7 protein-coding genes are annotated in these 12,628 nt (G+C 48.5%); 3 read left to right on the forward strand and 4 right to left on the reverse strand.

Features of this window, described 5'->3' with window-relative positions; translation table 11 throughout:
• Positions 1-131: 131 nt before the first annotated feature.
• Entirely contained in the window at positions 132-977 is an 846-nt protein-coding gene (locus JHJ32_RS17005) for an N-acetylmuramoyl-L-alanine amidase (protein ID WP_079716003.1), read from the reverse strand.
• A 137-nt stretch (positions 978-1,114) separates the two neighbouring features.
• Here JHJ32_RS17005 and JHJ32_RS17010 point away from each other — a divergent pair, with 137 nt between their 5' ends.
• The 3 genes from JHJ32_RS17010 to JHJ32_RS17020 all read left to right on the forward strand — a co-directional run bounded on the left by JHJ32_RS17010 (position 1,115) and on the right by JHJ32_RS17020 (position 6,532).
• Entirely contained in the window at positions 1,115-3,724 is a 2,610-nt protein-coding gene (locus JHJ32_RS17010; protein WP_079716002.1) for a putative LPS assembly protein LptD, read from the forward strand.
• 4 nt (positions 3,725-3,728) lie between these two features.
• A complete protein-coding gene (locus JHJ32_RS17015; RefSeq protein WP_200121764.1) occupies positions 3,729-4,976 on the forward strand; it encodes a competence/damage-inducible protein A in 1,248 nt (415 codons plus the stop codon).
• 188 nt (positions 4,977-5,164) lie between these two features.
• Positions 5,165-6,532: a dihydrolipoamide acetyltransferase family protein gene (locus JHJ32_RS17020; protein WP_200121765.1), complete on the forward strand. Its 1,368-nt coding sequence runs from the start codon at positions 5,165-5,167 to the stop codon at positions 6,530-6,532.
• Here JHJ32_RS17020 and JHJ32_RS17025 read toward each other — a convergent pair.
• The 3 genes from JHJ32_RS17025 to JHJ32_RS17035 form a co-directional block, all read right to left on the reverse strand.
• A complete protein-coding gene (locus tag JHJ32_RS17025) occupies positions 6,480-7,781 on the reverse strand; it encodes an MATE family efflux transporter (protein ID WP_233632717.1) in 1,302 nt (433 codons plus the stop codon). The two genes, JHJ32_RS17020 and JHJ32_RS17025, sit on opposite strands and share 53 nt — an antisense overlap.
• A gap of 205 nt (positions 7,782-7,986) precedes the next feature.
• On the reverse strand, positions 7,987-9,498 hold the full coding sequence (locus JHJ32_RS17030) for a SusD/RagB family nutrient-binding outer membrane lipoprotein (RefSeq protein WP_200121767.1): 1,512 nt from the start codon (positions 9,496-9,498) through the stop codon (positions 7,987-7,989).
• Between the two features lie 34 nt (positions 9,499-9,532).
• Positions 9,533-12,586, reverse strand: coding sequence for a SusC/RagA family TonB-linked outer membrane protein (locus JHJ32_RS17035; protein ID WP_200121768.1), 3,054 nt, complete (start codon positions 12,584-12,586; stop codon positions 9,533-9,535).
• Positions 12,587-12,628 lie beyond the last annotated feature (42 nt).

Here is a 12,628-nt window from a genome sequence, read left to right on the forward strand (position 1 = left end):
GATTTTCCAATTTAGTTCTTACACAATGACTGACCACGGCCCACCGATTACCAGCCGCCGCTCACCGGCCACCGATCGCGGCCCTAACCACCACTTAACAACCTAAACGTTGTATTGTTTATGCTGCACGTTCAATGTTCCACCTGCCGCTTGTAGGCTTTAATTGCCTCCAGCAAGTTTTTCACAATTTCCGCCTGCCCACTTTCCGACTTCATGTAGGTTTCCTCGTCCGGATTACTGATAAAACCAATTTCGGTCAATACCGCAGGCATACCCGCCCGCGCCAATACGGCCAAACTCAATTCTTGTACTCCCCTGTCTTCCCTTCCTGATTTGACATATTGTTGTTGGATGAATGAGGCGAGCCGAATACTTTGTTCGCGGAATTGATTCTTCATCAGCGAAAATACGATAAAACTTTCGGGATCGTTCGGATCAAACCCCTGATAATTCTCTTCATAATTTTCCTCCAGCAAAATATCCGCATTTTCCCGCAATGCAACTTCCTGTTCATCCAGCCTGCCAAATCCCGACACGAACGTTTCGGTACCTCTGATTTGTTTATTCTGAACGGTCGTATAATAATATTTCCCTTTGCTATTACGCATCCTTACCCGCCGGGCAGGCGCAGCGTTGCAATGGATGGAAATAAAGAGGTCTGCTTTTTTTGCGTTGGCAAACTCGATACGCTTGTACAACTCGACATCAACATCGGTTGTTCGTGTGTAATGTACCTTCACTCCGGGAATCTCAGATTCAATAGCCTTGCCTAACTTCAATGCAACTTGCAAAGCAATGTTTTTCTCCAGCGATGTTGCACCGCGAGCTCCGGGTTTGTCCCCGCCATGCCCGGCATCCAATACGATGGTTCTAACGGTATATGCGGTATCCTGATACTTATTTGCAAAAGAAATCGTTGGAATAAATATAAACAGGGAAATGAAATAAAGAACTTGCTTTGTGGGATGTTTTATCATATCGATGTAATACACCAGAATCCTAACTATTTTTAATTAATTTTGTGCGCAATTCCGATTTATTGCAAAAATAATATTCGTTGTCAAATTTGAAGGCTGTTGCTGTTTTTTTTTCGTCTTTTTTATTAACGGTAGTTTTGACCGTATCCGTACATGGTCAAGAACGCTCCAAACAGGATAGCACCAGACTTGATTCGCTGCAGCGGCCGATTTTGCCGGTCGATACCACCGATGCTCTTCGTCCAGACAGTCTTGCCGCAGACACACTCAATAGACAAGATACCGTCCAAATCAATACCCAGGATGGGTTAAAAGCGGTTGTAAGCATCGTAGCTGCCGACTCCCAGATTACTGATTTGAGAACGAATATTATTTATTTGTATGGCGATGCTAAAGTCAAATATGAAGGTTTTGAGCTTGCCGCAGATTACATCCGTGTAAACCAGGCTGAAAATGAAGTATTTGCCAGCGGGCGGAACGACCATAATAATAAATATGTTGGCAGACCGATCGTCATTTTCCCCAACGAAACACCTAAGGCCGTCGATTCATTGCGATATAATTTTGATACAGGGAATGGCATAACGTTCGGTATTTTCACCGAAGTAGAAGGTGGATTCATTCAGGCCAGCAGGGTACGCAAAAATCAATACAATGAAATGTCGCTCTATCATGGCATGTATAGCACCTGTAACCTGCCCGAACCCCACACCCATTTTGGTATCCAGATTAGTAAAGGTGTGGTCACGGAAAACCAAATTATTTCCGGACCGGCATATCTGGTGATGGAAGGAATACCACTACGGTTTATCACCATCCCGTTTGGCTTTTTCCCCAAGCCGAATAAACGAGCTTCGGGCTTCCTATTCCCCACATTCGGCGAGGAATTCAATAGGGGCTTTTTTATGCGCGATATCGGTTGGTACCTGGCTCTGAATGATTATTGGGACAGTGAAATCCGTGGAACGTTGTATTCAAAAGGCTCATACGAAGCCGCCATACTTACCCGCTACCGCGTTAATTACAAGTACAACGGCGGATTCAACCTTAACTATGCGAATACGAAAAGCGGTGTGGAAGGTACCGCCCAATACCAAACGAGAAATGACTTTAGGGTTACCTGGAATCATACTCAATTGCAGGAAGCGAATCCCGGAACGACCTTCAGTGCCAATGTCATGTTTGGAACGAGCTCTTACGCACACAATACAGCGGCTAATGCTTCATACAACTATCAAGAGCTCACCCGGAATTCAATGAACTCCAGCATCAGTTATGGAAAAACATTCGCTGATGGAAAAGTAAACTTCACGGCCAGCATGCGGCATTCTCAAGATATGACGGCGCAAACCGTCTCCTTGGACCTGCCAACCTTTGCGTTGAGCGTAAGCTCGTTCAATCCCTTTGATTCAAAAGATCGGGTGGGCGAACAGAAATGGTATCAACGCATCAATGTCAGCTATTCTCTGCGAGGGGATAACGTGTTGAATGCGCAAGAATCAGGGTTATTCAGTAAAGAAACATTAAGTCAATTTCAAAGCGGCTTTCAACACAGTATCCCCATCAGTTTGTCACTGAACGTCTTGAAATTTTTCCAGTTCAATACCAGTGTCAACTATAACGAAAGCTGGCATATGCAAACGTATAGAAGACGATTGGACAACACCCCTAACGGTTATGTCGAATTGCGGGATACCGTTAATGGGTTCGAACGGTCGTACGATTATTCGGTTTCTTCGGGACTTTCCACCAAGATTTACGGGATGTACCCCAAAATTGGCAAGATACAGGCCATGCGGCATGTCATCACGCCATCGGTCAACCTCAATTACCGCCCCGACTTTTCTAATCCGATGTATGGGTTTTACCGGCGGTTTACTGATGCGCAGGGCAGGGAAACCTTATATTCGATTTTTCAGGGTAGCCGGTACGGTTCGCCGGGCAGCGGACGTTCGATGGGTATCGGTTTTTCCGTCGACAATAATATCGAGGCAAAAATCCTGAGCAGTAAGGATACCACCAATGGTGGGGTCAAGAAAATCCCTATCCTGCAAGGGCTTACTTTCAGCGGCAACTATAATTTCGTGGCCGATTCGTTTAACCTGTCAAACATCAATTTTTCCGGACGTACGGCGTTGTTCAACCAAAAAATCAACCTCAATTTCAATGGCACATTTGACCCTTATCATTTTGACCAAGGCATGGGAAGACGCGTAAACCGCTTTGCTATTACAGAAGGCCAGCTTGCTCGGCTCACGAATTTCGGACTATCGTTTGACTATAGCTTTAACCCCAAAGCCAATGACAGCCGGCAGCGTGGCCTTGATTCATTGGACAACCAGAAAGCAAATATGACCCCTGAGCAGCAACAGGCACTGGCGAGAATCAGTTCGGACCCCAATGCGTTTGTTGATTTCAACATCCCCTGGAACCTTGCTGGCTCATTCAGCTTTCAATATTCCAATCCGGGTACACGGTCTACCGTCACCGCCACGCTGAATTTACATGGCGATTTCAGCCTTACGCCTAAATGGAAGGTTCAATTCAATTCGGGATATGATTTCAGGCAAAAAGAAATCTCCTTGACCCGTTTTAGTATTTACCGCGACCTCCATTGCTGGGATATGTCGTTCGGCTGGGTACCCTTCGGGCGGTTTCAAAGCTACAACGTCACCATCCGGGCAAAAGCATCCATCTTACAAGATTTAAAATTAACCAAACGAAACGACTCTTTTGGTAGTTTCTAACCGTATGCAAGTAGAAATCATTACCATCGGCGACGAAATCCTTATCGGTCAAATTATCGATACGAATTCGGCATGGATAGCCCAACAACTGAACGCGATAGGCATCCATGTCAAGCAGGTCAGCTCCGTAGCTGATTATCCGGCAGACATCATTGTCGCGCTTACGCTGGCGTCCGGACGGGCCGATGTCGTCTTGGTCACTGGCGGATTGGGTCCCACCAAAGATGATGTCACGAAGCAAACGCTTGCCGCATATTTTGACTGCGGCCTCCGCCGTGATGCCAAAGTCCTTGCGCATGTCGAATCAATTTTCGCGCGTAGTGCGCGACCAATGCTTGAAATAAACCGCAGGCAGGCCGACGTGCTGGATAAATGTGATGTGTTGTTCAATGAAATGGGCACCGCTCCGGGCATGTGGGTATCGCACAAGGGCAAAACGTATATCATTATGCCAGGCGTACCGTTTGAAATGAAGCATATCATGCTCGAGCGGGTAATCCCACGGCTCAAGCAGTTTGAGGACAGAAAACCATTGTGGCACCATACCATACTCACCGGAGGCATCGGTGAGTCGTATCTGGCCGAAAAAATTGCCGATATCGAAGCCGCCTTACCGCACCATATTCACCTCGCCTACTTACCCAAACCAGGTATTGTACGGCTCAGGCTGTCAGCTACCGGAGGTGACTTAAACGCCTTAAAAGCGGAAACCACGACGATTGTGCAGCAAATAAAGCAACGCATTGGCATACATTTCCTGGCTGGTGAAGATACTTCGCTCGAACAATTGATCCGCGATTTCATGCAGCAGCGCGGACTGCTCCTGGCAACCGCTGAAAGCTGTACGGGTGGCAACATCGCCAAGCTTATCACCGCGCTCCCGGGAAGCAGCTCTATGTTTGAAGGAAGCGCGGTGACTTATTCAAACGCCATGAAAATGAAGCTTTTGGATGTCAAACAAGAGACGCTCGACAGTCATGGGGCAGTAAGTGAACAAACCGTGCGTGAGATGGCGTTGGGCGCACAGCGGAATTTTAAGGTAGACTACGCCATTGCCGTCAGTGGTATTGCCGGGCCGGATGGGGGCACACCGGAAAAACCAGTGGGCCTGGTTTGGATAGCCGTAGCTGGAAAAACCCAAGTGGCCGCACATGGCTATCTTTTTGGTCATGACCGCGCCATTAACATCGATCGGTCGTCGATGGCGGCTTTGTTTATGCTTTGGCAATTATTGAACGCTGAGCATAAATAGGCTAACCCTTGAGACGAGACAACTTTTTAATTGCGGAAAAACACAATTTAACGAAATAAAATTCCGTTCTTTTATTTTTATTCGATTATTTATGTAACTTGGGCCGGATTGGCAGGAGGTGCAGTGTCACAAAGCAGGCAAGCTATCCCATCCGAATAGCGCCGGCGTGAAACAGATAAAATTAGCTTATGGCAACATTCAATTTACAACTCCCCCGCATGGGTGAAAGCGTATCGGAAGCAACCGTAATAAAATGGTTAAAGCATCCCGGTGATCACGTCGAGGAAGATGAGCCGGTATTGGAAATTGCCACGGACAAAGTAGATTCGGACGTACCATCGCCCGTGGCGGGGATACTTAAAGAACAACGCTTTGCCGAAAATACGGTTGCCCAGGTAGGCGATGTTGTAGCCATTATTGAAGTAGCGGACGAAAACAGTGATACCACTGACCGGCCTGCCGAACAGCCCCTCGAAACAACTACCGAGGAACATACCGCTCATGATATCCCGGGCATTGCGCAGTTGGCAGAACCGGAGCGCCAGCCACATGCCCAGGCGCCTGATTCGCGCTTCTACTCACCACTCGTCAAAAACATCGCTGCTGAAGAGGGCATTACCAGTGAAGAGCTGGACAAGATCGTTGGCACGGGCAATGAGGGCAGGGTGACTAAACAAGATGTATTGAACTATTTGGAAACCAAAAAAGCGGCGCGGCATCAGGCACAAAACGAACGCAAAACCCAGGCGTCAGACGTTTCAGCACAGACGCAAACGGTTATCCCCGATCCGCTTCCTACCAGCAAGCAGGATTGGCATCACCAAGAACCAACCCTCGTCCTATCTCCACAGGACGAAATCATCGAAATGGATCGCATGCGCCGATTAATCGCTGACCACATGGTCAGGAGTGTGCAAACCTCACCGCATGTATGCTCATTTGTGGAGGCTGATGTGACCAATCTGGTCAATTGGAGAAATAAGGTAAAGGATGCGTACGAAAAGCGTGAAGGTGAAAAAATCACTTTTACGCCTATCTTTATCGAAGCCGTAAGCAAGGCCCTAAAGGATTTTCCCATGGTCAACGTTTCGGTAAACGGGACACAAATCATCAAAAAACGTCATATCAACATCGGGATGGCCGCCGCATTGCCATCAGGTAACCTGATTGTTCCGGTCATCAAAAATGCCGATCAGCTCAGTTTGGTCGGCCTTAGCAAAGCCGTAAACGACCTGGCAAACCGCGCTCGAGCCAACCGGCTGAAACCGGACGATACCCAAGACGGCACATTCACCCTAACCAACATCGGCGCTTTCGGCAATATCATGGGGACGCCTATCATCAACCAACCGCAAGTAGCCATATTGGCCGTGGGCACCATCACAAAAAAACCTGCGGTCATCGAAACGGCGTACGGCGACATGATCGGGATACGGCATATGATGTACCTCTCATTGTCTTATGACCACCGCGTGGTGGATGGTGCGCTCGGCGGGCGGTTTGTTAAACGCGTTGCGGATTACCTCGAAAACTGGGATGTAAATCGGGAGATTTAAACACTACCTGGCGATACCGTAGATACAGCAATACCGAAGAGGTAAACAGGCCGAGCGTAAGCCCGTACCATATCCCCTTCACACCAAAACCAAGGGAGATGCCCAGCACGTAGGCGCAGGGTAACCCTATCACCCAGTAGGCCACGAAAGTTATCAGCGTGGGGATATTGACATCGCCCATGCCACGCAGAATGCCCAGCCCGACTACCTGCGTACCATCAAACAGCTGGAACAATCCCGCGATAATCAATAGCTGGGCGGCGATGCCAATAACTACGAGGTCGCTGGTAAAAATCCATGGGAGATACCGGTTGAATACCACAAACACCACAGCTGCAAAGCCCATGAATGCCAGAACGATAAGATAGCTGGACAGCGCAAATCGCTTCAACCGCGGGATATTGTATTTTCCATAACTATTGCCCGTCTTGATGGTTGCTGCGGCAGCAATGCCGCTCGCCATCATATAGGTGGTGGCCGCCATGGTGATTGCCACTTGATGTGCCGCCTGCTCATTGGCTCCTATTGTTCCAGCGATTACCGCCGCAGCCGCAAAAGCCCCCACTTCAAATACGTATTGCAGCGCTACTGGTGCACCGATACGCAGGATGGCTATACACCTGTGGAAGCCAATGCGCCAGATGTCAAATCGCTTTAAATAGCGCTTGAAATTAACCGATCGGAACACATAAAATCCCATCACAAGCGCCATCAAGCACCGGTCAGTCAGCGTCGCATAGCCTACACCCCTCACGCCCATGGGAGCAAAACCGAACATTCCTTTCACCAGAATAATTGCCAACAGTATATTCAATACATTCCCCCATATCGTGATGTTCATCGCTTGCCTGGTGAATCCCAATCCTTCTGCAAATTGCTTGAACGTACTAAATACCATCATCGGCACAACGGACAGACCGAGGATAAACAGATAAGGCTTCGCTTCGCGGACCACTGCGGGATCTTGATCGAGGTGATCGATGACAGCCATGGAGCCGAAATACACCAAACAAAACAACAAGATGCCAGACAAGGTATTAATCCACAAACTATTGGAAAGCAGGACTCCGCATTCTTCATAGTGCTTCCGACCATTTTCCTGTGCTATCAACGGTGTAAGCCCATAGGCGATACCGAGGCCAACAACCATGACGATCATAAACACGCTGTGCACCAAAGATACAGCGGCAAGCGGTATGGTACCGGCAAAATGCCCGACGACAATGCTGTCGGCTGTCTGCACCATCATGTGCCCCAGTTGCGAGATCATTACTGGACCGGCCAACGCCAGTGTACTTAAATAGTATGGTTTATATAGAGCGAATCGTTGTCGCACAGTATGCAGCTGTCTAATATAGGAGCGATAAAGGTACAAATTTATCGCGCCCAAATCATAAAAAAAACACACCACCCGAACGGGCAACGTGTGTTCCATAGTTTATGCCGGTAAAGCGTTAATCAATATCCCACCACACACGATCGCTCGTAATGTTGTCGCCCCCTTGCCGGTTTACCTCGTCCCTGTTTGTCTGGAGTTCGGTTTCGGGATACATCAGCCGCAAGGGCCTCGCGTCAGCCGACGGCGCACTTTCGGAATTAGGAAAATCGGGCAATCCCAATCTTCTGAAATCGTTCCAGGCTTGGAAGCTATTGATGCTGTTTATGGCCAGCCATTTTTGCTCGATGATCCGTGCTATCCTGTTACCTGCCTCGCCCAATGCAACAGCCGGTTGCGCGGTATACGTTTCAGCTTCCGAACCGCTAAGTCCGATATAGGCAAACGACTCCGCAACGGCCTGACGATAAAACGTGGCGGCAGCACCATCAATCCAACCGCGCTCAGCAGCTTCAGCTTGCAGAAACAGGCTTTCGAAAGAAGAGAGGATCACCGTAGATTGGTTGAAGCTTTTCAACAAACCAGCAGGCTGGTTACCGTTTTCGACCGGCCCTTTCAATGCTGAAGTATTGTCTGCGTTATATTCGTCTGCCGCTACCGGGTTGCCAAACCGTACACCTTTATATGATCCGCTGGCTGTTAAATAAAGCTGGTCCAAACGGGGATCATTCAATGCTTGGTACTTCTCGATGAGGTATTCGGTAGGCCGAATATTCGTATGGTTGGCTACCGTTGCGCCACCCGCGTTACGGTAATATGTCTCATAAAATGGGTTCATTTTGCCGGCCGTGTTTAAGTAACCGGGGTTGCAATAGGCGTTTTCGCCAATGCCCAGGAAACCGGACCCTTCTTGTATGATCTTTTGAATTTCGGCCGATATGTAACCGCTTTGGGAAGAGACCTCCGATTGCTGCAACAGTGCGCGCAACTTGACAGTATTTCCAAATTTCGCCCAAAGTGTTCGGTTTCCGGCGAAGAAAATATCGTCACTGGCCGGTGCCACCGATGCAGATTTGATGTCTAGGATACCTTCGGTGATCAAGTCGATCGACTTTTGATACACCTCCTGGCCGGATTGGTAGGTCGGCCGTGGCATATTGGTGCCCTGTAAAGCCTCGTCGAAGGGCACATTGTTATAAATATCCACAAGCCGCATAAAATGCCATCCCATCATGATTTTGGAGATTCCTGCGTAAAACCCTGCTTGTTCCGTTTCTGCCTGATCCTTTATTAATTTATAATACAACAAAATGTTGTAGGTATTCTCCCAAATCTGGATGCCATCCCTGGACCCACGGATTCCTATCCCGTCGTAGTACTTAATGTCATTAAACGACGCGAGTGCCTCACTTGTTGTGCCCCAATACCCACCCCAGAATGCACCTAATTGATTGAGCTGCAACACCTCCTGCGTAGCCGTGCTATTAAGGGCCGCAGGAAGTTTCGAAGCCAAGGTGAGGTTTTCATTAACCGGCGCATTCGGATTCACATTGACGTCCAGAAAACTGTCGCAGGAAGCGGCCAGGATAGACAGCCCTGAAAAAACAGCTACTCTAAAAATATGTTTCATTGTAATCGTTTACTTTTGAATATTAAAAAACTCATTAGAAGGTCACATTCACATTAAATCCATACGTACGTGACGGCGGGATTTGGCGAAAGCTCAAGTAACCGTCGGTCTGGTTATATAAGGACTCGGCATCGCCCAATGTATTGGAACTATGCCGGATGATAAACAAATTGTTTGCGATAAAACCGATGCTTGCCGCGCTGATAACCCGTTGGTTGGACAGCCAGGATTTGGGTAACGTGTACGATAAATTCAGTTCCCGAAGCTTTAAGTAATCGCCCTTCGCGGCGGTATTTATTTGCACATTACCCTGCGACTGCCAAAATGCCTTATCCCCCCTCGACTCCACCGACGTGTTGGGGCTGTACGTCCCATCGCCATTGTCTATCACGGTATTGGGCATGATGAATGGCTGTCGCCCATACGCTACGGTAGCGGGGTGTGTACCGGCGGTATACATACGTGGCACCACTTCTGAATAAATCCATCCGCCCATACGGGCGTCGAACTGCAAGCCCAGTTGGAAGCCTTTATAACTCACCGTTGAGTTCAATCCCATCAGGTAAGGAGGCACCATGGTGCCCAGCACCGTATTGTCATCCAGCGTACTGGTATTGCCATTTTCGTCGACGATAATCCGTCCTTGCGGATCCCTCGCATAGTCGCTTACCTTCAGCGTCGGGTATTGCTGCCCAATAATCGCATAAGACTGACGGAAAATCCGGAATTCGTTGCCCGAATATAGCTCCTTCACCTGATTGTCGGTATACGAGAAGTTAAAACCAAGGTTCCATCTCAGGCTATTATTTCGAACGACATCCCCGTTGAGCGACAGTTCAATGATGCTATTCGTCAAGCGGCCGGCATTCACGATGGAATTATTATATCCTGTTGCGCTTGACGAGAGTGCCGTAAAAATCTGCCCATCTGAATCCGAATAGACGTACGCAGCATCGATATTCAAGCGGTTGTTAAACAAGGCCAACTGAAACCCTGCTTCATAAGACGTCACAAATTCCGGTTCTATATTCGGATTCGGGTTGGTCAAGGACGGCAAGAAACCGACAAGCGAACCGTATGGGAATCCGCCGGATTGGCTATACGGGTTATTGAGACTATAAGGCGACAACGTCACGTTTCCGGTACGGTTGAACGATGCATAGATTTTACCGTAGTTGACTACCCGATGATCTTTCAAGCTCGGGATGGCATCCGTAAACACGAACGAGGTGCTGATACCGGGATAAAAATACCCCCTGTTGTCTTTGCTTAATACCGATACTTGATCATAGCGGCCAGTCAAGGTCAAAAAGAGATAATTTCGGTATCCGCCGGTCAGCTCCCCATACGTGCCTAAGGAACGGTACTGTTCAATCCGCGAACTTCCCGAAAGCTCCCCTATACGGCTGCCCGGATTAAACAGATCTTCCAGCAACAGATTGGACGCTCCTACACCGATGGCTTTGGTTTCGTCCATCCGCACATTCTGACCGAGTAAGAGATTGGTGCTAAAATCGCCAAACTGCTTATTGAAGTTGAGTATTAAGTCGTTGTTCAGCCGTCTGAATGTATTGGCTCCGTCCTCTACCGAGCCATTTACATTACGCGCACCAATGGGCGATGCCAATTTGCCTGTCGTCGCACGGGTGTCTTCGTTGGTATTGTAATACCCAAGCCGGTAAATCGCTTTAAACCAATCCGTAAATTGATAATCCAATTCGATTCGGCCGTTGAGTGTCTGCTGTTTGGCTGTATTACGTGTATTGTCGGCCATGAAAAATGGATTTTTAGTCGATGAGACAGTATTGTACCAATTCAACGGGTGGGCGGGCGAATTGGGGTCTTCCCAGTTGCGATACTCGCTATAGTCCAGGTTAGCCGGCTGGGTATAGACCGAGAGCCACGGCCCATCAGGAGTAGTATTCCGGTCGAAATAAATATAATTGACAGAATACGCTGTCTTCAGTTTGCCGAAATTACGCGCCCCATTGAAACGCGCTCCGGTGCGAGCCGACTGGTCTCCAGGGATTACCCCTTTGATGCGTACGTCTTGTACAGACAGGTAATAGGTCGATTGCTCATCTCCACCGGAGAATGAAATATCGTTTTGCGTGGTTACGCCAGTATCGAAAAATTCGAGCCGGTTGTCACTGCCTGGCGCCGCATAACGAATCTCGGGCTGTACACCGTTGATGGGGGGACCAAACGGCATCATTTCGCCGTTGAACCTCGGCCCCCAGGATTCGGCAGTGGTAGCCGAATAAACGCCGTTCTGACCTTGTCCAAATTCCGTTTGTGCGGGTGGGAGAAGAAATACGTTTGAGAACGTGGTTGCATTGTTGAACTGTATGGTGCCCCTTCCCCGGCTACCGGCCTTGGTGTTGATCATGATGGCACCGTTCACACCTTCTGAACCGTACAGCGCCGCAGCGTTAGCGCCTTTTAACACCGTGATGCTTTCGATGTCATTAGGATTCAGCCGGCCAATGTCAGGAATAGGTACGCCATCTACGACATATATGGGATCGTTCTGTGCACGGTTAAACGAACGGGTTCCCCGCAACCTTACTTGCACGGAAGGATCTGTTTTTCCGGAAGTGGCATCACTGGCATTGATGCGCAGGCTGGATACTTTGCTTGCCAGTGCCAACAACGGATTGATTACCCGTCCTTGATTGAGGTGCTCATTGTCAACCACCTGCGCCGAAGTACCCAACTCGCGTGCGGATCGTTGAAGCCCCAGTGCACCGGTGACTACCACCTCCGATAGCTGCCTATTGTCCGGAACCAATGCGATCAGCACAGGTTCTTGTTCATTTATCACTTTTAACTCCGCGGGCAAATAACCTACATTGGTAACGACGATGGTCTGGTTTACATGCGCCCGGATAGTGAACCCGCCTTCCGAACCACTGATGGAACTGCCTGATCGCTCGTTCTCCTTTATCGAAACAGTTGCACCGATAACCGGTTTTGACGTTCCTTGATCTATTATTCGCCCCCGGATAGTGACATGTTCTTGCGCATGCAAAGCCAGTACATTTGCATACATGGCAAGCAGTAAGATTGATGTATAAAGTCTATTCATCGTATATTCGTCATTTTACTTAGAAATAGTCTAAATAATTTG

The organism is Parapedobacter sp. ISTM3 (assembly GCF_016533505.1).
Lineage (GTDB): Bacteria > Bacteroidota > Bacteroidia > Sphingobacteriales > Sphingobacteriaceae > Parapedobacter > Parapedobacter luteus.